Here is a 21384-nt window from a genome sequence, read left to right as displayed (position 1 = left end):
GAAGTCAAACAAAAAACAATCCTGGCAAATGCCCAAGACATTCACCTCACAAGCAATAACTTACTCAGCCGCAGGAAGAATTCCATCAATGGCATAAACCTGAGCGCCGCCTGAAGTAGCAGCTTCATCATCAGCGGCAACTGTACCGAGATAAGTCACTGTAAATCCACCAACCAGAGTGTTGCCATCGGCATCAGTAGTGATAGCGATAGTGGCAGGTGTAGCTGTGCTGCTGGCAGAAAGAATAGTACCTGAACCGTCGACTACAGCCGCCAGTGCAGCTTCATCCAATGCTGTTGTATGCAGATGTCCATCAATTTCTGCAGAAGTCAGGGAAGCAACCGCAGGTTCTGCAGCGGCCAGTACTGCATCACTAGGCAGAAACAAAGTCCAGGCAGCGTTATCAAAAGTTCCTGCACCATATGCAGCATCCAGAGCCGCTACAGCAGTTGTGTAGTCAGACCCAACCAACGTTGCGAATGCACCTGTTGCAACTTCACCACCTTCACCATTGCCTGGATCTACTGGATCTACGATCACTTCTTCAGCAGAAGGCAAATCGCTAGGCATCAGGATAGCGCCTACTGAATGAACGATGTCCTGTTCAACAGCATCAACTTCTGTTCCAACCATAGTCGCATCAACGGCAACTGCTTCGCCACCGATAGCCATGACGCTTGTAACACCTTCAGCACTGATGCTAGCTGTCAGAGTTTGAGCAACAAGAGCTGGGTCAACAGAATCATCAGCCGCTGCCAGTGTGTTCAGTACAGCTGCATCTTCAAGAGTTTCAACAGAACCAGAAACTACGTGGTTCATCAGGATTCGAGAAACCTGAGCTTCTGTGAAGTCAGCCAGAGGAGTCAGATCGTCTGTATCGTCTTCAGTAGTCGCAACACCTGCGGCAACTGCAGCATCATAGTTTGCGAAAGCAGTGTCGTTTGGTGCGAAAACAGTGAAAGTTGCTGCTTCAGCGTCAAGCGTTGCATCCAGACCAGCAGTATCGATCATGCTGAGCAGTGTTGTGTGATCGGCAGAAGCCGCGATCAGGTCGTATGCAGTGCCTTCAGCAGTAACAGCAATAGGACCTGGATCTACCGGATCTAAACCGTCATCATCATCGTCATCTGAACATGCTGCTAAAGAGACGCTGGCCGCAATGATAGTCATCGCAAAGTACTTCTTAATCATAAGTGATCCTCTATTAATTTTAAAAAATGGTCAAACAAACTAGATTTGTCGGAAACAACAAAGACAACAACAGATGAAGACGCTAATACAACGAAGCGGGTGCCTGCTGACAGAGTATAGGTCCATCCAACTCAAATGCCATGCTTAAAACAGGCATTGAGCTCACACCGCAAACTGATCGAAAAACTAAGCTTCACCTTATTAACTAGTCACACTTCCCCAAGCTGTAGAAAACATACTTGGTTGGCACGAAACGCATTAACCAATATCCAGATTCAGAGCTCATGACAAGCCGCCGAAATTCAAGATAGAAGTTTGCACTAATTCTCAACGATCTAAGTGATGGATGTAAGTATCACATATTACTGCACCACCCACCTCTAAGTTCCGATGGGAATACCATTGCAATCGAGCAAGCCATGTAAGCTTCAAATCATCACAAAACACTATGATCCTGCATTATTTCACCAAAAAAACCAGCGTTCAATGCAGGGTGACAATGTGCGTAGGTCGGCTATGCGGGTAGCTCGAAAATCGTGCTATAGCGTCGTAGCGGTATGCTGAGTATAACTTAGCAAACATTAACCGGTGTATTATCGCGCTCTGATGCTGATTCATCGTCGACAGGTGATAAAAAAGAGGCCATCCATGGCCCTAAAGTAGCGTCCTGCTTTCATACCACTTGGAGGAGGAATAACGAAAGTCACCACACTTTCGAAACACTAGTGTACTCAAAGGCTTAGCTCTGAACTGTGAAAGGAAAACAACTGTTTCACGCCCCTGAATCAGCAATCCGGTGATGCTGACGCAGCTGACCGGGGCGACCACCGCGGCCGCACGCGACCGGCATCGTGCACTTATTCTGCTGACAAGCCCGCCAGAAGGCGCACTGAGCGACTTTGCCGCCAGCCACCAGCTACCTTTTATAGGCGCTGCGCATGCAGCAGATCGTGCCGACCGAATCACAGAAGTCCTCGGCAGCGAATTCGATATTCTGATTCATGAAACTCATGATCACATTGATGCAGGATTGCTGGCAGCACTGACCGGCACCATCAAGGCCGGCGGCGTACTCGTACTCGGCCTGCCCTTCCCTCACTCTGTAAAAACGTCGACCTCGTCTCTCAATCACTTTAACCGGCGATTCATACGACTGCTATCAGAAATGACTCTGCGCTTTCCTGACAAGGTGCAATGGCTTCGTCAGCCCCTCAGTCCCGATCTTTTTGCGGAGCTATCAACGCAGAAATCAATCGGCATGGGGAGCGATACCATCTCGCCTGCACAGGCGCCGCCGGCAAACTGCCCAGCACTTTCATGGACTACAGCTCATCAGGAACAGGATGCGCTGCTGAAATCCGCCTGCGACTACCTGAACAACCATGCACAAGGTTGTATAACGATAACGGGGCGCCGCGGCCGCGGTAAATCTGCCCTGCTAGGGCATATTGCCGGCTGGCTGGACAAGCAGGACATCACCTTTGCAGTCACTGCAGCCAGACGCTCGGCTCTGACCAGCCTACAGCGCCACAGCTCAGCACATTGTGACTTTCTTGCGCCAGCAGGTGCCCAAGGATCAGGCTGCCAAGTATTGCTCGTGGACGAAGCGAGCAGCCTTCCCCTCTCAATGCTGGAGGGTTTTCTGGACACTCATCAGCACGTGATCTATTGCTCCACAGTAGAAGGGTACGAGAATGCCGGTAGAGCTTTTGCACTGCGTTTCGGCCAGATACTGAAAAAGCGCTATGTCCATAACTTGACACTACAACCCGATACACCATGGCGCTGGGACGCTGGCGACCCGCTTGAATATCTCATTGACACTCTGCTGATGGGTGGCAATAGCAAAGACGCCCGCACCCCTCGCCCGCCGGCCACAGAGCACACAGCTGTTGCCTGTCAGGAACATTCGGATGCACACACAGGGCTATCACCCTGCGGCGGCTCTATTCGCTTACTGGATCGGGCGGCTTTGGCTCTTGATGAACCCTTGTTGCGACAAGTATACGGCTTGCTACGTGACACTCACTACCAGACAAGTGCCACCGACCTTTCTCATATGCTGGACGCCCCTGACCTGCAGCTGTGGGTTCTTGAGGAAAGCGGACAGGTCAAGGCTGCTCTGATGCTGGTATTGGAAGGCGATATAGATACCTGCCTGCATGAAGCTATTGTCAGTAAACAAAGACGTCTGCCTCATCAGCTACTGCCACAACTACTGGCTCAATCAGCGAATGAGGCCCGGGCACTGGCGGCGAAATATGGCAGAGTTATCCGGATCGCCGTGGTCGATCCGGATCGCCGACGCGGTCTCGGCTCACGATTACTGCGAGCAGTCGAATGCGCCACCATGACCCATGGCGGGCCTGCCAGTGGCTTTGGAGCAAGCTTTGCCAGCGACCCGGTTAGCCTGGCCTTCTGGCTAAGAAACGGGTACACCCAATTCCATACCGGATTCAAGTCCAATCCAAGAACGGGTAAGCCGGCAATCGCCGTGATAAAGAGCCAGGGCCCGGCACTGGATTCGGTAGTGCAGTCAGCCGTGAGCATTCACGATGACAATCTACGCTGGATACATGATGACCCACAAAAAACGGACAGTCAGCTTCAGGACGCTGCGCTACTACAACGATTCATCAAGGGCCAACGCAGTGTGCACGATACGTTTGCGGCCCTGAGTCGCCTTGCTAGCCAGCACCAGCTTCCGTTGCAGCATAAACCGGATATCGCCAGACGCAGGTATGAGGCAATCCTGCGAAAGGCCGTGACGGCAGCACTGGAGTGAACTCATTAAAGTGCCTTCCATGATGGACAATTCAGGTTAGCGCTTGCGCAACAATAGCTGTCCGACATCAGTCCGGCCAAAACGAAAACCGGTCTCGCAATAGTCCAGATAGTAGCGCCACATACGCAAGAAGCGATCGTCGAACCCTAGCACTCCCACCTCTCGCGTCACCTGGTCAAACCGCTCGCGCCAGCGCGCCAGTGTTTCCGCATAGCTGATTCCAAACCAGTCCGTCCCGACCAGCTCGAACCCTGCGCCCTCAACCAGCTTTTCCAGATGTGTCTTGGTTGGCAACATGCCACCGGGAAAAATATAGCGCTGTATGAAGTCGGGACTGGAACGGTATTCCTCGAATCGATCCTCGGCAATCGTGATGACTTGCAATACAGCTGATCCACCGGTCTCCAACAACTCACTGAGCTTGTCGAAATACGTTACCCAGTACTGCTCACCCACCGCCTCGAACATCTCGATGGACACGATGTGATCGTAGGTTCCTTCTACCGCCCGGTAATCCTGATGCCTGAATTCGGTGCTACCCGGGGATTGTTCATTGGCGATGACATTGTTATGTATCTGCGCATAACGAAGTTGCTCATGTGACAGAGAGATACCCTCCACCTGACAACCTGCCTGTGTTGCCAGTCTGTTGGCCATCGCACCCCAGCCACAACCAATTTCCAGAACGCGTGCACCCGGCTTCGGATCCAGTGAGCGTACTGCCATATCCAATTTGGCTGTCTGCGCGGACTCCAGAGATTCCTCACCGGTAAACACGGCAGATGAATAGCTCATGGTCGGGTCTAGCCACAACTGATAGAACTCATTGCCGAGATCATAATGAAACTCGATATTGCGCTGGCTTCCAATTAATGAATTATGGTTGCGTGCATGCCTTACAGAGTTGATCAACCGTGCGTACCAGCTCCCCGTTGTCATGGCAGCCACTTCCGCTTCATTATTCATGATGAGCGCGAACAGATTACGCAGGTTATCCGTCACCCAGTCCCCACACAAGTAGCTCTCCGCGAAACCGTTTTCGCCCAAGAGCATCATCTGGCGCACTGGCCGGAAGTTGTGCAGTGTGACCTGGGCATTCTGGCTCGGATCAGCCGACATCTTTCCATGGAGGGTTGTGTGCCCATCAGGCCAGGTCATGCTCAGCTGCCCGTGTTGAATACCGTCCAGCAAATGATCAAATCGCCGACCGATAAGGCTACCCAGAATATGCTGTAACCGATACCGAGCAGGTAGTGGCTGGCTGATGGTGTGATTTTCTAATTCAGACATAGTCTTTTCAGTGTGGCTCGGCGGGAGTTTCAGGCGTTTTCTTTGGCTGGTGCTTGAACCAGGGGACGCCCTTGCACCATAGCTTCAAAGCCTCCCAGTGAATTCCCAAAAACACCTTGGCTGTCAGCATTGGGTAAATAATGAAATATCCACCCAGACGAGTAGCCGTCAGGCGTTTCTGGCGGGCTGTATAGCTTGCAGTGATCACCACCCCCTGATCATCCGAAGCGCGGATGACAACGATCTGACGCTCCCCTGGCACATTGAGGCGAAAATCGTAATGCATCCCCATATGTGCGAAAGGTGAGACGAAAAGCGCCTTGTCAGTTTGCTGATGAATCCACTCAGATTCACCTTGTGTCGGGGATTCGACCGGCAGGACGTAACAGTGCCGTTCGCCAAAGGTATTGTGCACTTCGTGCAGAACTGCGATGCACTTGCCCTGCCCGTCCAGACAATAGAAAAGGCTTAGAGGATTGAAAACATACCCCATGACTCGTGGATAACAGCTCAACAAGATTTGCTCAGGCATTGAGCTAAATCCGGCATCCTTCAATTTTCGATGCACGTAATCTGTCAGCTTCTCTGCCCTGTCTTCACCAAAATCACGGTCATAGAAGGAAAACAGATTGTAACGATTCCGTGAGAACAGCCACAGATTCGCATCCAGCTGATCTATCTCGTCCAGATCAAGAAACAAGGTAAATACCGAATAACGGATCTTGTGTTCCCGGGGCCGGGTTCGCCGGTGATAAACCTGTCCGGCATAGAGGCGACTGTTGAAACTCACGCGGCGACCTGAGCCAGCTCAGATCGCGGGTTTTCTGTAACAACGATCCGCGTCGAAGGATTTTCCAGCGCCCAGGGTCTTTCCAGACCGCCCAGCTGCTCTGCTACCGCCAAACCGGATTGCACAGCATCCTCATGAAAACCAGAACCAAAGTAGCTACCGCAGAACCAGGTTCTGTTAACACCTTGCAGAGACCACAGCGACTGTTGAGCCTCCCACGTACTCGCGGTGAACACCGGGTGTTCGTAATACTGACTACGTAGAATGCTCTCTTCTGCTGGCAGTTGATCAGGGTTCAGTGTCACTATGAACTGGGTATCTCCCTCAAGGTTTTGTAAACGGTTCATCCAGTAGCTCAACGAGACCCTCTGTTCATCCTTACTGCTTCGTTCTACATAATTCCAGCTACACCAAGCCCGTCGTCGTTTGGGTAAATAACGAATATCGGTGTGTAGAACGGCGTGATTCGATTCGTAGGCAAAGGGGGCGAGTAAGGACTTTTCCTGCTCGGAGGGCTCCTCAATACAGGCAAGAGCCTGATTGGCATGGGTTGCCAACACGACCTCATCTGCCTCTACAGTGCGCCCGTCAGTAGCATGTACGACAACACCATCACTGTTGCGCTCTATTCGACTAACCGGGAAATCTGTCTGAATGGACTGCTCGCCAATCGCCATAGCCACGGCGTTGACATAAGCTTCGCTGCCGCCAGTTACCGTGCGCCACTGCGGGCGATTGCTGATCTGCAACAGACCATGGTTCTGGCAGAATCGAATAAACGAGGCCGCCGGATATTCCAGCATCTGCTGCTTCGGCGTCGACCAGATAGCGGCACCAAAAGGCAGTAGGTGATCCTCGATAAACTCCGCAGAGTAATGATTGCTGATCAGGTATTGGCCAAGTGTCATCTGCGAATCGGAAGGAATCTGCCGAGGAGACTCTCGATAAAATCGTCGTAGATCCAGCAACATGCGCCAGTATCTTCGTTTGAGAAGCAATGCAGGTTGCGCCAGAAGCCCCAAAGCAGGCCCGCCGGCATACTCGAAATTGCCGTTTTCGCGAGAAACAGCAAATGACATATCGCTGGCTTCAGTTGACACTTGCATCGCATCAAACCAGCGAGTCAGGTTCGGATAGCTCGGCTCGTTGTAAACGATGAAACCGGTGTCGATTTTCATGCCCACCTCCCCAGCGATAGCGCTCTCGACGGTCGCTGTGTGAGCATGCCCGCCAAGTCTGCTATCTTTTTCCAGCAACGTGACGCGGTGCCGCTTTGCCAGCAGCCAGGCGGCCGCTAATCCTGCAGCGCCACTGCCCACGATAGCAATGTGCTTTTTGCCGTCTGCAACCATACTTTAAAGTCTACTCTATAGTGCCTGTAACAGAACTCTACTACGCAGAGGGTCGGCATAAGGATCAACTATTACCTCTGCATTGGACTATTAACGGTACACTTTATTGATGGATATCTCGGAGTCTGCTCAACAAATGAAGAAAAAGGACGCAGCTGCAATATTGCTGCGTGAGCGAATGGGCGGTAATCTGCTTGCCATTGCCCGGGACCGCGATGAAGCGGCTTTTTCCGATTTCTACGGCTACTACGCCGGTCGCGTCAAATCCTTTCTCCTGGGCAAAGGTATGAGTGAGGAGATCTCAGAAGAGTTGATGCAGGAAATCATGCTCACGGTCTGGCGCCGCGCGGAAAGCTACGATCCGAAGAAAGCCGCAGCCAGCACCTGGCTATTTACCATCGCACGTAATCGACGCATCGACTATTTGCGTGGCAATTCTCGTATTGAAGTCGAGCTCGATGACGATCTACTGGACGTAGAGACCACGGAAACCGACACGCAGGCAAACTTTGTCGACGAAGAACAGGCAGCACGCCAACTCAACGAGGCTCTTGCAAAACTGCCACAAGAACAGCGACAGGTCATTCATCTGTCCTATTTCAGGGGCAGTCACACGGGGATATCGCCAAATGGCTGGAATTACCAATCGGAACTGTCAAATCACGAATCCGATTGGCGATGCAGTCCGTAAGGGGGAGTCTAGAGGAGGTAGAAAAGAGCCTCAGCGAAAGATCGGTTCAAGATGAACCTTCCAACAACAGATTAACCGAAAAAAATAGTCAGCGATGAATGTGACACACCACCTGACAGATGAAACTATTCAGGATTATGCGGCTGGCGGTCTGAGCGTGCCGATGGAGACGCTTGTCGCCTGCCATATGACTGTCTGCAGCCATTGCAGGCTCAAGGCAGAACTTGCCGATGGTATTGGCGGAGCAGTCATTGCGGAAGTTGAACCCGCAACGGTTGCCCTCTCAGCCAGTGAACTGATTGCCAGAGCCTCCCTCATGCCCACCCATACCGCGGCGGGAACGAACGGTGCTACCGCAGTTGAATCCCTCATTCCAGGAATACCACGTCCACTTGCGCGTCTATTGCCAACGAGCCTTGAGGAATTGAAATGGAGGCGAATTGCGCCGGGTATCAAGCAGTTCAAGCTGAGCAAGCAACACCGTCGAGACGGAGCCTTTCAGCTACTTCATCTGGAACCCGGGGTCGAACTGAGCGCCCACTCACATAATGACCGGGAGCTGACTTATCTTGTCCAGGGCTCCTATACCGATGAGCTCGGCAAATTCGAAGCTGGCGACATTGCCGATCTGGACAATCATGCAACGCATCGCCCTCTGATCGACGGCCATATCCCCTGTATTGCCTTGATCGCGACACAATCACCGGTTCGATATGAAAGTGTCTTCGGCAAAATCATGCAACCCTTTGTAGGCATCTGATGCAGTGTTACCGATCGGAATTCAGAAGCCCCGATCGGTAACAAGCAGCTCGCCAGACAGAAAGATAGCAAGATAGCAAGCAGTACAATGATTGCGAGCGTGACTACACCGCGTTTCGGTAACTACCATCGAGCACCGCACGCCACCAATCCGGACGGGCAAGATACCAGTCCAGAGTTTTTCTAATACCCTCTTCGAAAGTGATCGCTGGCGTGTAACCCAGCTCATCCCGAATGCGAGTGGTATCGATGGCATATCGAAAGTCATGCCCTGCTCTGTCCGTCACATAGGTGATCAAGGAATCACAGGCCTGCCCTGCTGCTGCCGGACAGCCCGGATACTGTGATTTCAATTCCGGATCTGCTGAGAATCGCTCATCCATCAGCTCGCAGATAAGTTTGACGATATCGATATTGGTCCATTCGTTCACCCCACCGATATTATACGTCTCACCCACTTGCCCCTTGTTGAGCACCCGCTCGATACCACGGGCATGATCTTCTACATACAACCAATCTCGAATGTTCTTGCCGTCCCCGTAGATGGGCAAACTCTTTCCATGTAACAGGTTGATGATGATCAGTGGAATCAGCTTTTCGGGAAAATGGAAAGGACCATAATTGTTGGAGCAATTGCTGGTCGTCACATTCAGGCCATAGGTATGATGATAGGAGCGCACCAGAAAATCAGACGACGCCTTGCTCGCCGAATACGGTGAATTGGGCGCATAGGCCGTAGTTTCTGTAAATGCAGGATCGTCCAGCGACAAGGTTCCGTAGACTTCATCGGTCGAGACATGATGGAAACGATGATCCTCTGGCGCAAGACCTTCTGTCTGCCAGACTGCCCTGGCAGCCTTCAACAAGCTGTGAGTACCCAGAATATTGGCCTCGATAAAGGCATCCGGCCCTTCTATCGAGCGGTCAACATGACTCTCTGCAGCAAAGTGTACGATCGTTGTCAATTGCTGCTCTCGCAACAGATTCTTGATGGTTTCCGTGTTGTTGATATCGCACTCAACCAGAGAGCATCGATCGGAAAGCACCCCTTCCAGGTTAGCTCTGTTGCCAGCATAGGTAAGAGCATCGACGACGACGATGACATCCTCAGGGTAAGCATCAAGCCAATAGCGAACAAAGTTGGCTCCAATAAAGCCGGCAGCGCCGGTAACCAGCATACGTCTCATGTCAACTCCTTGAGCATGCTTCTCAGATCGTCACGCCAATGCCGAGCCGGATGATCCAGACTCTGCCAGGTTTGCGTCAATTCGAGCACACTATAGTGAGGCCGGGCAGCCGGTGTAGGGTACTGTTCGGTCGTCAGTGGGTTCACGACAACCTCTCTGTCAATCAGGCCAAGCACACGGGCTTCTTCGTGAATGGCCACGGCGAAATCGTACCAACTGGCAACACCCGCCCCGGTCCAGTGCATCGTACCCGCCGACCTCAGTGCCGCAGCTCGCCACAATGCTTCGGCCAGCGCCCTGGCCCAGGTGGGAGAACCGACTTGATCTGCAATGACTCCAACCGCTCCTCGTTCATTCATCAGCCGTAGCATGGTCTTGACAAAGTTATTGCCATGCGATGAGTAAACCCAGGCTGTGCGCACGCATAGAGCCGTCTCAGGCATCAACTTGCTCAGAATCTGCTCTCCGGCAAGTTTCGTTTTACCATAGACACTGACAGGCGCAACGACAGAGTCTTCAACAAATGGCGAGCCATCACTGGCGCCAAAAACGAAGTCAGTAGAGACATGAATCAGATGCGCTTCAATAGCTGTTGCCGCTTCGGCTAGTATCTGTACCGCATGTGCATTCACAGCCATCGCCTGATCAGGCTCAGACTCGGCTTTGTCCACAGCCGTATAGGCGGCGGCGTTGATGATGATGTCAGGCTTCAACTGTGCCATGGCGTCCATGACCGCAATGCGATCCGTTATATCGAGACGCTCTGGTAGCTCTAACCACTCAACGCCTTCAGGCAAGGTACGTTGGAGCTCCCAGTGCAATTGCCCTCGGCTGCTACCGGTGATGAAGGCTTTCATATCGTAGGCTTGGTCATCAGGCAGCAAGACGCTTGGGATAGTCATCAAACGTATCGCATTGCGCCAAAGGCAAAGCATTGGCATCCTTGGCGGCCAACAGAGGCTCCTGCCCTTCAATAATCGGCCACTCTATACCGACAGCCGGATCATTCCACAGCAAGCTGCGCTCGAATTCAGGCGCATAGTACTCGGTACATTTGTACTGAAAATCAGCGGATTCCGATACGACATAGAAACCATGAGCAAACCCCTCGGGCACCCACAATTGCCGTTTATTGGTTTCGGACAGCATGACACCCACCCACTGACCAAACTGAGGCGAGGACTGTCTCATGTCTACAGCGACATCGAAGACTTCACCACGAGTAACCCTCACTAATTTTCCCTGAGGTTTCCTGATCTGGTAATGCAGCCCCCGTAACACGCCTTGCGAGGAACGACTGTGGTTATCCTGAACAAACTGCCCGGGAAGCCCACTCTTCTCGAAGGCTTCCCGATTCCAGGACTCCATGAAAAAGCCCCGATCATCACCAAAGATAGTGGGATCCAGAATTTTCACCGCCTCCAGGGCTGTATCAATAATCTGCATGACGTTCGCGAGTTGCTTGCAAGAACTAGTCAACAAGCACGAGGCGGGCCAGTGAGTTACTGATCGCCATAGAGAATCACGGTAACCGTGGCTCTGTGTATTACCTCCCTGCCCTTTGCACCTGCATCAGGCAAGGAGCGCAAGCATCAACGCATGCGTAAACCAGCAGGATCATACGCGGCGCGCAAACTGGCGCTGGCCTCGTAAAACTTGCCACCGACGTCTATCTGCCATCTCTGAGCTGCCAGCCAGTCGGCTGTTACCTCCTCCTTGCTTTTGACATAACCCAGCCCGACCGAGGCGCCCAGGGTATGACCATAATTGCCAGACGTCAGGTAACCGACACATTCATCACCCATGAGGATCGGTTCATGGTGATAGAACAATGGCTCGGGATCTTTCAGGACAAACTGTACAAGACGCTTGTGCATATGTGAGCGGCTGTCCTTTTGTCTGGCGATCGCGTCCTGACCGATAAAGGGAATCCTCTTGTCCATGGCGCAGACGAAGCCGACACCGGCCTCCAGTGGCGTGTCCTCATCTGCCACGTCATGGCCAAAGTGCAGAAATTTCTTCTCTATTCGACAACTGTCCAACGCATGCAGACCCGCCAACTTCAAACCATGTGACTGACCGGCTTCCCACAATCGATCAAAGCTCGGAATAGCCATCTCTGTCGGTACACATAACTCCCATCCCAATTCACCAACAAAGGAGACCCGGGTCACCCTGATTGGCGCATAGCCCAGCTCACCCTCGACACTGCGTCCGAACGGGAATGCCTCATTGGACAAATCCATCCTCAGCAAGGGCTCCAGCATGGCCCGGCTGTTCGGCCCCATGACACCAAAAACGGCGTACTGGCTGGTGACATCGGTGACCGTGCAGAATTCATCCTTGCCTATATGCCTGCGTAACCAGTTCAGGTCCTTATGTGTCGTGGCAGCGCCACTGATGACCAGGTATTCATTCTCTGACTGGCGCGTAACCGTCAGATCAGCCTCAATACCACCGCGCTCATTAAGCCAATGTGTGTAGACAATCTTATCGGCACTGACATCGATCTGGGCGGTACAGATACGCTGCAATACATTGGTTGCATCACGCCCCTGAACCAGATATTTCGAGAATGATGACTGATCAAACAAGGCGACAGTTTCACGAGCCGCCGCGTGCTCACTCGCTGAATAGTCAAACCAGTTCTGTCGACCAAAGCTGTACTCGTACTTCGGTTCCACGCCAGCAGGGGCGAACCAATTGGCGCGCTCCCAGCCCGCTACCTGGCCAAAACAGGCATTGTGATCCAGCATGCGCTGATGAACAGGCGACAGACGTGCATTACGCCCCGTTTCAAACTGACGGAAGGGGTAATGTTTCTCGTAGAGCAAGCCCAGGGACTCTTCAGCCCGCTCGGCAGCAAATGCCTGCGTCCCCATGAACGGGTACATACGCCGTATGTCATTACCCCAGAGATCCATCGGAGAGTGCCCGTTATGCATCCACTCGGCGCACACCTTGCCAATACCACCCGAGCTCTGTATGCCAACAGAGTTCAGTCCGGCGGCCACGAAATAACCGCGCACTTCAGGTGACTCACCGACATGAAACTGATCATCGGGAGTGAAGGACTCAGGGCCACAGAAAAAACTGCGCCACCCCACATCGCCCAGCATCGGCACCCGGATCATCGCATCTTCGAGCACCGGCATCAGCTGCTCTTCCATGTGTCCCGGCAGTTCGTCAAAACTGAAATCCTCAGGAATACCCTGCTGCCCCCACGCAACCGCACGCTTTTCGAAAGCACCAACCAGCAGCGCGCCAGCGTCTTCCTTGATATAAACGCATTTATCGTGATCGCGCAGCACTGGTAGATCCGGTGTAACCAACTCATGCTTTTCCGTTACCGCGTAATAATGCTCACAGGCATGCAAGGGAATATTGACACCACTTTTGCGACCCAGCTCACGGGCCCACATACCACCGCAATTAACCACGAAATCGCTTGCTATCGTGCCTTGATCGGTCTGGACACCCGTTACCCGGCCACCCTCAATCAGCACCTCATCCACACGAACCCCCTCCAGACAGAGTGCCCCCTTCTGGCGGGCCCCCTTGATGAACGCATTCGTGATTTCGATGGGATTACCCTTGCCGTCATGCTCTACAAAGGTGCCACCAATCAGCCCACTGGTATCAATCAACGGAAACAGGGCCTTGACCTCCTCAGGAGTAACGGTATCCACACGTGTCACGCCAAAGGCATTGTTCATGGCAGCTACCCGGCGCAGCTCTTCCCAGCGGGCGGCGCTGTGTGCAATGTTCAGGCTACCCACCTGGCGAAACCCGGTGGACTGCCCGGTCTCCACTTCCAGCTCGTGAAGCAGCCGCATGGAGTATTCAGTCAGGCGGGCATGGCTTTCATTGGCTCGCACCGTACCAATAAGGCCTGCCGCATGCCATGTGGTACCGCAGGCGAACTGTTTGCGTTCCAGTAGTACGACATCTTGCCATCCCAGTTTGGCCAGATGGTAAGCAACACTGGCCCCGGTAATCCCTCCGCCAATAATGACGGCACTTGCCTTGCTCGGAAACGATTCTGACACTTGATGATTACCCGAAGTTAAGTGGAAGTGGGCGACAAGCCCCACTCCCTTTTAACAAATTTACGGATAACTCTCGACCGACAGAAGCCGCCAGGCGATAGTGCCAGCTGATGAAATCAGCGTTCTGGCCTGATTTTCAACCAGATTACAGGGAAACTTTTCGTAAATTCAGAGGGGCGCTCAAGTATCCACCGGTCCAATTCGACCGGACTTACCCAGCATCCGTCATCAATTTCCTCTTTCTGCAGAGTCAGTGACTGATCCGAGCGTACGGTATAGATCTCGGTGAATTCAAAGCCGTTACCCACTTCAGGCAACAGATGCCCTACGCAGTCCAGCTGATCGACACTGACCTGTACACCGAGTTCTTCAAACAGCTCACGTACGGCACAGGCCTCATACGTTTCACCGCTATCAACATGACCAGCGGCACTGGTATCCCACAATCCTGCGCTATTGTCTTTGTTCATACTGCGCAACTGAACGAAGATCTGCCCCTCGGAATTGAACAGTGCAATGTGCGCCGATCGATGCAGATGTTTTTCACGATGGACCTGATCGCGGGGAGCTTTCCCCACGACCTTGTCATTTTCGTCGACGATATCCAGCCATTCAATCATGCAACGACACTCTACCGAAGTGAACCTCTACTTCTTTATCCAGCATTGGCTCGTAACTGACGCTCAAGCTTCTTGACGTGTTTTTGCAGCTCCGCGTCATCATTGAGACGATCACGAAAATAACGCTGATTGCGGCTCATGGTAGTCAGATCCCGGTTGAAGCGCTCCGCCATGGCAGTCAGGCTGGCCACTTCAAGCTCCATCGCCAGATAGGTGATGGTTTGCCGAATCCGGCTTTCGTGACGGGCACGGCTTTCACTTTTCAAGGCTGCTTCTTTGATACTTTCGAACTTGCACACCTGCTTGACCAGTTGGTTCAGCGTCATCAGGCGTGGAGTCGGCTTGACCGGCTTGAGGGCCTTTTTCATGAATTTGGCGCCACCTAGCAGACGCCCGCCATCGGTGCCCCGCGTCAGATCCTGACGCTCGCCTTCGTCTTTTCCAGCATCGACGAAACGTGCAAAGGCTTTCCTGGACGCCTTGTCGGTCTTGCCAAACGTATCAAGCACCGTTGATGTAGTCAGCCAGGCTGGCTGCTTATCGGCAAGCAGGTAGGCCTGATGACTTGTCCACTTGGCTGTGTCTGCCGATTTCGCATTCGTGTTTCTGAGCGGGTTGTTATGTATGAAGCGAACCAGATCGTTGAGGTAGTCATCAGGATCGATCAGAATGGCTTTGTAGCGCCCCTGAAACAGTGCCCCTTCGCGCTGATGCTGCTTGTTGAAATAGCGCGTGTACCGAAACGATAGGTTCTGCATCACCTTTGACAAGGGTGCCTCACCGACCTGAATGGCCATCTGCACGTGATCCTTTGCCCAGCAGTAGGCATGCAAGGTGTGCCCGAAACGCTGGGCGCCCTCCTCTATCAATGACTCCCAGGCACGTCGATCAGCAACGTTCTTGAAGATTGTCTGCTGGTCGAGTCCTGTCAGCGTCACGTGATAGACAGCGCCGGTGAAGTGAATCCTGGGTTTTCTGGCCATGGTCAATTAAGATTATGATTTAGCGTGCGAGCAAAGAGACGGGTGTCAACTTACCACTCTTGAGACATCCACAATATACTGAAGTTCTTGTCCGGAATACTTTACAGGGTCAATACTTGTATTTCGAGTAATACGTACTCAAATGTACCTATCTGATTATTGGTGCTTTCGAAAACTTCTCACCCACAGGTACCACCGTAAATTACGCCCTCTGGGCGCTGATGTCATACACTAATATAGCGTTGGCATGATTATACGCTGACAAATGATGTGTTCTCTGCAGGTCATATTACCCGAACAGCCTGACTTGTACTGATAACAGCATAATGACGAACACAAGCGTTTTCAAATCTGCAGGAGCAAAGAGTTGAACGTATGGCTTGAACGACGATCAGAGCAACACGGTACATCAAGCCGTGGATTCAATAGTACTAGTGAGGATAGCCAGTATCAACGCGACCGTGCACGCATAATACACAGCGCCTCTTTCCGCAGCCTGCAGTCCAAGACGCAGGTTCTCGGACTGGGTGAAAGTGATTTCTATCGGACCCGCCTGACCCATTCACTGGAAGTTGCGCAAGTGGGTTCCGGGGTTTGCGAATGGCTTCGAGAACAGCCCGACAACGCGACACACCAGGCGCTGATACCCTCATTCAGCCTTATTGAAGCGGTGTGTCTGGCACATGATATCGGACACTCACCCTTCGGACATGGTGGGGAAGTTGCCATGAATACGATGATGCGTGACCATGGCGGCTTTGAAGCCAATGGCCAGACTTTGCGTATTCTGGCCCGTCTGGGAGAATATTCGCCCGAATCCGGACTTGATCTGACGCGACGCACCATGCTGGGCACCATCAAGTATCCAGCCTTGTACTCACAGGTTTGTCGCTACGTCCCCGTGGCAACCGAAAATCCGTTGAACATCGATCACTGGGCTCCGCCAAAGTGCATTTACGATGCCGAAAAAGATGTCCTTGACTGGCTTCTGGAACCATTCTCAACGGCCGACAGGGATAGATTTCTTTCGACCAAGTGGCCAGAAAAAGGCCACGGCCGCACTCAATACAAGTCATTTGATACCAGTATCATGGAACTGGCAGACGATATCGCCTATGGTGTACATGACCTGGAGGATGCGCTGGCACTGCGTCTGGTGGAGAGAGATGCCTGGATGGAGCAAGTCGTTTCGGTATTGCGAGAGTTACCAGATAATCCGATCAATCTGGCCATGGATGAATTCAATCAGTTGCTCTTCAGCACATCCGCCAAAGATCGCAAGCATGCCATCAGTCGATTTGTCGGTTATCTGATCCGAAGTATCGTAATCGAGGAACAATCCGAATTCGAGGCCCCGCTGCTGCGACTGCAAGCTCGCATGGAATCCCCTGCCTATCAAATATTAAAATTGATAAAGGATTTCGTCATGAGTCATGTGATATTTCGTCCTGAATTACAGATGCTGCAATACAAGGGACAGCGTGTGGTCGTACGCCTGTTCGAAATATTCGAGGCAAACCCCGAGCGCCTGTTACCGATTCCTGTCTTTGAGCAATATAAAGAGGAAGGACATCGTGCGATAGCGGATTATCTGTCAAGCATGACCGACGTCTCTGCCGGCAAGCTCTACCACAAGCTGCTGAGCCCGACCTCAGGATCAATCTTTGATCGCCCCTGAAGACGGTTAGGGTACGCCGCGGAGCCTGACTCGACTCCTGTGAGACTGGCTGCCATAAAGCAAACAACCAACAGGCGGGCCTCATCCGATCCCGGATGAGGCCCGCCTGTCACGATCAGAGCAGCACTTGCTCCACGCCGCCACGATTCGCGCGTTCCACAAAGTCGCTCGCCCAATCATCGCCGAACAAGCCCTTGGCCAGCTCCACCACAATGTAGTCGGTATCCATACCTGTCTCATCCTTGTAGCGGCTCAGCCCCTGCACACAGGCAGGACAGGAAGTCATCATTTTCACGTTGTGCTGTGTATCGCCCTTGGCTACACCGTTGGCAGCCAGATTGTCTGTCAACTCCTTGGACTTGCGCAGACGCACCTGTGTGGCGATATCGGGACGCGCCACCGCAAAGGTTCCTGCCTCTCCACAACATCGGTCAGATGCCGTCACAGGCTTGCCCAGCAAGGCTTCTGTCACCTTCAGTGGCTGATAGGTTTTCATCGGACTATGACAAGGATCGTGATAGACGTAGTGCTGACCGCTGACACCATCCAGCGAATATTTCTTCTCCATCAGGTACTCGTGTATATCCAGCAACCGGCAGCCGGGGAATATTTTTTCGAATTCATACTTGAGTAACTGGTCCATACACGTACCGCATGACACGATGACGGTCTTGATATCCAGATAGTTCAGTGTATTGGCCACCCGGTGAAACAAGACGCGATTCTCAGTGGTGATCTGTTTGCCTTTATCCACATCTCCGGTTGAGGTTTGCGGATACCCGCAGCATAAATAGCCAGGCGGCAGCACCGTCTTGCTGCCCGCGTCGTACAACATCGCCAGCGTTGCCAAACCTACCTGACTGAACAGACGCTCAGAGCCACAACCCGGAAAGTAGAACACTGCATCACTGTCATCATTGGTCGTCTCGGGGTTACGAACGATTGGCACGTAATCCCGGTTCTCGATCCCCAGCAAGGCGCGCGTGGTCTTGGCGGGCAACATCTTGCGATTAGGCAACTTGCGGTTAACGAAATGCACGACCTGTTCAACCGGCTTCATCGGTCCTGTGGTGCTGGCAGGGTGTTCCTTGCTCTTGATCACAGCCGGCAACTTGCCTAGCACAGCACTGGCAGTACGCTGCGCCGTGAAGCCCCATTCCAGCATGCTCTTGCGCATAACCTTGATGGTAGTCGGATCCTTGGCATTGAGAAAGGTCATGGAAGCCTTGGTGCCGAGACTGAAATTCTTCTGGCCGCGATCCTTCAGGATCTTGCGCATGGTAATCGACACTTCACCAAAATCTATATCCACAGGACACGGTGCCAGGCACTTGTGGCAGACGGTGCAATGATCCGCGATATCGTTCATCTCATCAAAATGCCGGATCGACAGTCCACGCCGCGTCTGCTCTTCGTACAGAAAGGCCTCGATGATAAGACCCGTTCCCAGCACCTTGTTTCTTGGTGAATACAGCAGGTTGGCCCCTGGAGCATGAGTCGCACACACAGGCTTGCATTTGCCGCACCGCAGACAGTCCTTGATGCTGTCATTGAGCCCGCCCAGCTCGCTCTGCTCCAGTATGAGCGCCTCTTGTTGCACCAGGCGCAGCGAAGGAGTGTAGGCATTGGCCATGCTTGAACCTGGCATCAACTTACCCTTGTTGAAATGCCCTTCAGGGTCGACTGCCTGTTTGTAATCCGCAAACGCCTGGATGACCTTCTCATCCATGTACTGCATCTTGGTCAGACCAATTCCATGCTCACCGGAGATGACACCATCAAGCAATTGCGCCAGCTCCATGACACGATCGACGATACCTTCCGCCTGTCGCATCATCGTGTAGTCATTCGAATTGACCGGAATATTTGTATGGATATTTCCATCACCCGCATGCATATGCAAAGCGGCAAACAGACGCTGCGGCCGCCATTGATGATGAATCTCATCGATACGCTTCAGCAACCTCACGTACCGATTGCCAGAGAAGCGATCTTTCAAGGGCCTTTCAACAGAAGAGCGATAGGAAATCACATCTTCTCTACGCAACAAGGCCAGAACGCAATCATCCAGCTCAACAGGCTGCTCACCGGTCCGCAAGGCGTTCAGGAACAGCTCATCAGACTTTTGTAGCTGATCGTACAGCGCCGACCATTTCCCATAGACCTGATCGAGCATGCCGACCGCGGCGCGCAGACTGTCATGAACAATGACGGTACCTTCGTCTGAATCACTGCCTACAATTGATACCAGCGCCCGAGCTTCATCGGAATTCAACAGGCTCCTGACTTCTTCCAGCATGCGCAGCTTGTTGCTCAAGGCATGCTCGATATTGATCCGCTCGATGCCTTCGCTGTAATCGGCCAGTCGTGGCAATGGTATGACTACGTCTTCATTGATCTTGAAGGCATTGGTATGGGCAGCAATGGCTGCCGTTCGAGAACGTGCTGCCCAGAACTGGGTACGAGCTTCCGAACTGACAGCGATAAAGCCTTCTGCCCCGCGCTTGTTGACCAGCTGCACGACGCCAGAAGCCACCTTGCTGACCAGATCATTGTCATCACTGACAATGTCTGCCATGAGCAGCATTTTAGGCAACTCGCCTCGAGCGCCTTTGGCGCTGTACTTGACAGCCTTGATATATCGATCATCCAGATGCTCCAGGCCCGCAAGCTGGACGCCTTCCACACCATCGATGTAGTCCTTGACCTCAGTAATGCCCAACACACCCTGGCGAACGTCGCGGCCATAAAACTCCATGCAGACGGTTCGAACGTGTTCCGGCATGCGATGCAGAATGAATACCGCAGAGGTAATCAACCCATCACAGCCTTCCTTTTGCACGCCCGGCAAGCCCCCCAGAAATTTGTCGGTCACATCCTTGCCCAGGCCCAGCTTGCGCAGGCCAGCGCCGGGTGCGTCAATAGTCCAGGGCTCACCAATGATGGATCCTGTTGCCGCATCACGGCGCGTGACCTTGAACTGCACAGTCTGCTGAACATGGATCTTGCCCAGATTGTGATTGATCCGCTCGATATCCAGCCAATGGCCATCAGGATCAACCATGCGCCATGACAACAAGTTATCCAGCGTAGTCCCCCACAACACAGCCTTCTTGCCACCTGCATTCATCGCAATATTGCCGCCGATCGTGGAAGCATCCTGAGATGTCGGGTCGACAGCAAAGGCCAGCCCCATGGATTGGGCATCTTCTGTAACTCGACGGGTTACAACACCCGCCTCGACTCTGATCGTGTGTATTTTTCTCTCATCCAAGCCCTGCCCTGCGGGCAAGGTGACTTCCCCGATTGCGCCTCTGGCATCAAGCTTTTCCAGATTGATGACAGCCGTGCGCGCATGTAAAGGAATGGCACCACCGGTATAACCGGTACCTCCGCCTCGGGGAATCATGGTCAGTGACAGCGCTATGCACTGTTTGATGATCGCGGGCAGCTCCTCCTCACTGTCAGGCGTCAGCACCACAAAGGGCAACTCCACCCTCCAGTCTGTCGCATCTGTAACGTGTGATACGCGTGACAATCCATCGAAACGGACATTATCTGCATGTGTCACGCCTCGCATCTGGCGAACCATGTGTTTACGCAGAGCCTGCATCTCGCTCAAACGAGTCTGAAATGCTGTTATGGCGCCACTGGCAAGCTCGATCAGGCCATCGACCCTGTCGTCAGAGCCGGCTCTTTCAACAATCTGCTCGACACGGTGCTGCAACGCGCCTACCAGCGCATCGCGGCGACCTCGATTGCTCAACAGATCTTCCTGAATGAACGGATTGCGATCGATAACCCAGATGTCACCCAGCACTTCGAACAGCATTCGGGCCGACTGACCCGTGCGGCGCTCGTTGCGCAATGCCTGAATCAGTTGCCAACCACGCTCACCGAGATAGCGGTGCGCAATTTCCTTGTCGGAAAATGAGGTGTAGTTGTAAGGAATTTCCCGCAACTGTCTTGGCGGGAGTTCGATCGGGTCTTTGACCAGAGGTGCATTCAT

At 52.8% G+C, this 21384-nt stretch carries 15 protein-coding genes; 4 read left to right on the top strand and 11 right to left on the bottom strand.

The genetic code is table 11. The features are described 5' to 3' along the window. Window positions 1-60 precede the first annotated feature (60 nt). The gene (locus tag IMCC3135_RS07895; RefSeq protein WP_088917112.1) at window positions 61-1191 is read right to left on the bottom strand and encodes a fasciclin domain-containing protein; all 1131 of its coding nucleotides are present in this window, start codon (window positions 1189-1191) and stop codon (window positions 61-63) included. A gap of 799 nt (window positions 1192-1990) precedes the next feature. On the opposite strand from IMCC3135_RS07895, the gene IMCC3135_RS07890 reads away from it, so the two are divergent. Further along, window positions 1991-3976, top strand: a complete 1986-nt coding sequence (locus IMCC3135_RS07890; RefSeq protein ID WP_088917111.1) for a tRNA(Met) cytidine acetyltransferase TmcA domain-containing protein — start codon at window positions 1991-1993, stop codon at window positions 3974-3976. Between the two features lie 36 nt (window positions 3977-4012). Here the strand turns inward: IMCC3135_RS07890 and IMCC3135_RS07885 are convergent, their stop codons facing one another. Genes IMCC3135_RS07885 through IMCC3135_RS07875 form a run of 3 tightly spaced genes read right to left on the bottom strand, consistent with a single transcriptional unit; the run spans window position 4013 to window position 7408 of the window. Continuing rightward, window positions 4013-5266: an SAM-dependent methyltransferase gene (locus IMCC3135_RS07885; RefSeq protein WP_157735843.1), complete on the bottom strand. Its 1254-nt coding sequence runs from the start codon at window positions 5264-5266 to the stop codon at window positions 4013-4015. A gap of 7 nt (window positions 5267-5273) precedes the next feature. After that, entirely contained in the window at window positions 5274-6056 is a 783-nt protein-coding gene (locus IMCC3135_RS07880) for a DUF1365 domain-containing protein (RefSeq protein WP_088917110.1), read from the bottom strand. Next, on the bottom strand, window positions 6053-7408 hold the full coding sequence (locus IMCC3135_RS07875) for an NAD(P)/FAD-dependent oxidoreductase (protein WP_088917109.1): 1356 nt from the start codon (window positions 7406-7408) through the stop codon (window positions 6053-6055). Before IMCC3135_RS07875 ends, IMCC3135_RS07880 begins: the two co-directional genes overlap by 4 nt. Before the next feature lie 136 nt (window positions 7409-7544). On the opposite strand from IMCC3135_RS07875, the gene IMCC3135_RS07870 reads away from it, so the two are divergent. Both IMCC3135_RS07870 and IMCC3135_RS07865 read left to right on the top strand, forming a co-directional pair. Beyond that, window positions 7545-8099, top strand: coding sequence for a sigma-70 family RNA polymerase sigma factor (locus tag IMCC3135_RS07870; protein ID WP_157735842.1), 555 nt, complete (start codon window positions 7545-7547; stop codon window positions 8097-8099). 94 nt (window positions 8100-8193) lie between these two features. After that, window positions 8194-8859: a ChrR family anti-sigma-E factor gene (locus tag IMCC3135_RS07865; protein WP_088917107.1), complete on the top strand. Its 666-nt coding sequence runs from the start codon at window positions 8194-8196 to the stop codon at window positions 8857-8859. Window positions 8860-8962: 103 nt separating this feature from the next. On the opposite strand, the gene rfbB is transcribed toward IMCC3135_RS07865, so the two are convergent. The 6 genes from rfbB to IMCC3135_RS07835 all read right to left on the bottom strand — a co-directional run bounded on the left by rfbB (window position 8963) and on the right by IMCC3135_RS07835 (window position 15697). Beyond that, complete coding sequence (gene rfbB / locus IMCC3135_RS07860) at window positions 8963-10045, bottom strand: dTDP-glucose 4,6-dehydratase (RefSeq protein ID WP_088917106.1); 1083 nt, start codon at window positions 10043-10045, stop codon at window positions 8963-8965. Continuing rightward, window positions 10042-10947 (bottom strand): dTDP-4-dehydrorhamnose reductase, encoded by a 906-nt coding sequence (rfbD, locus tag IMCC3135_RS07855; RefSeq protein ID WP_205737954.1) that lies wholly within the window; start codon window positions 10945-10947, stop codon window positions 10042-10044. The genes rfbB and rfbD overlap by 4 nt, the downstream gene beginning before the upstream one ends. Continuing rightward, window positions 10919-11491: a dTDP-4-dehydrorhamnose 3,5-epimerase gene (gene rfbC / locus IMCC3135_RS07850; protein WP_088917105.1), complete on the bottom strand. Its 573-nt coding sequence runs from the start codon at window positions 11489-11491 to the stop codon at window positions 10919-10921. Before rfbC ends, rfbD begins: the two co-directional genes overlap by 29 nt. A gap of 146 nt (window positions 11492-11637) precedes the next feature. Continuing rightward, window positions 11638-14094, bottom strand: a complete 2457-nt coding sequence (locus IMCC3135_RS07845; protein ID WP_088917104.1) for a GcvT family protein — start codon at window positions 14092-14094, stop codon at window positions 11638-11640. 116 nt (window positions 14095-14210) lie between these two features. Further along, a complete protein-coding gene (locus IMCC3135_RS07840; RefSeq protein ID WP_088917103.1) occupies window positions 14211-14714 on the bottom strand; it encodes an NUDIX hydrolase in 504 nt (167 codons plus the stop codon). A gap of 35 nt (window positions 14715-14749) precedes the next feature. Continuing rightward, entirely contained in the window at window positions 14750-15697 is a 948-nt protein-coding gene (locus IMCC3135_RS07835) for a transposase (RefSeq protein ID WP_088917102.1), read from the bottom strand. A 367-nt stretch (window positions 15698-16064) separates the two neighbouring features. Between IMCC3135_RS07835 and IMCC3135_RS07830 the strand changes: the two genes are divergently transcribed. After that, window positions 16065-17375 carry an anti-phage deoxyguanosine triphosphatase gene (locus IMCC3135_RS07830; protein ID WP_088917101.1) on the top strand — a complete coding sequence of 437 codons (1311 nt, stop codon included), beginning with the start codon at window positions 16065-16067 and terminating at the stop codon, window positions 17373-17375. A gap of 115 nt (window positions 17376-17490) precedes the next feature. Here the strand turns inward: IMCC3135_RS07830 and IMCC3135_RS07825 are convergent, their stop codons facing one another. Next, entirely contained in the window at window positions 17491-21384 is a 3894-nt protein-coding gene (locus IMCC3135_RS07825; protein WP_088917100.1) for a DUF3683 domain-containing protein, read from the bottom strand.

It is taken from the genome of Granulosicoccus antarcticus IMCC3135 (assembly GCF_002215215.1).
Classification (GTDB): Bacteria; Pseudomonadota; Gammaproteobacteria; order Granulosicoccales; family Granulosicoccaceae; genus Granulosicoccus; species Granulosicoccus antarcticus.
This window is presented reverse-complemented; position numbering and strand designations above follow the sequence as displayed.

Coding starts and splice junctions, on each gene's coding strand:
- rfbD (WP_205737954.1), bottom strand. CDS start 10,947: ATGACTATCCCAAGCGTCTTGCTGCCTGATGACCAAGCCTACGATATG.
- IMCC3135_RS07870 (WP_157735842.1), top strand. CDS start 7,545: ATGAAGAAAAAGGACGCAGCTGCAATATTGCTGCGTGAGCGAATGGGC.
- rfbB (WP_088917106.1), bottom strand. CDS start 10,045: ATGAGACGTATGCTGGTTACCGGCGCTGCCGGCTTTATTGGAGCCAAC.
- IMCC3135_RS07890 (WP_088917111.1), top strand. CDS start 1,991: ATGCTGACGCAGCTGACCGGGGCGACCACCGCGGCCGCACGCGACCGG.
- IMCC3135_RS07865 (WP_088917107.1), top strand. CDS start 8,194: ATGAATGTGACACACCACCTGACAGATGAAACTATTCAGGATTATGCG.
- IMCC3135_RS07895 (WP_088917112.1), bottom strand. CDS start 1,191: ATGATTAAGAAGTACTTTGCGATGACTATCATTGCGGCCAGCGTCTCT.
- IMCC3135_RS07875 (WP_088917109.1), bottom strand. CDS start 7,408: ATGGTTGCAGACGGCAAAAAGCACATTGCTATCGTGGGCAGTGGCGCT.
- IMCC3135_RS07840 (WP_088917103.1), bottom strand. CDS start 14,714: ATGATTGAATGGCTGGATATCGTCGACGAAAATGACAAGGTCGTGGGG.
- IMCC3135_RS07835 (WP_088917102.1), bottom strand. CDS start 15,697: ATGGCCAGAAAACCCAGGATTCACTTCACCGGCGCTGTCTATCACGTG.
- IMCC3135_RS07885 (WP_157735843.1), bottom strand. CDS start 5,266: ATGTCTGAATTAGAAAATCACACCATCAGCCAGCCACTACCTGCTCGG.
- IMCC3135_RS07825 (WP_088917100.1), bottom strand. CDS start 21,384: ATGAATGCACCTCTGGTCAAAGACCCGATCGAACTCCCGCCAAGACAG.
- rfbC (WP_088917105.1), bottom strand. CDS start 11,491: ATGCAGATTATTGATACAGCCCTGGAGGCGGTGAAAATTCTGGATCCC.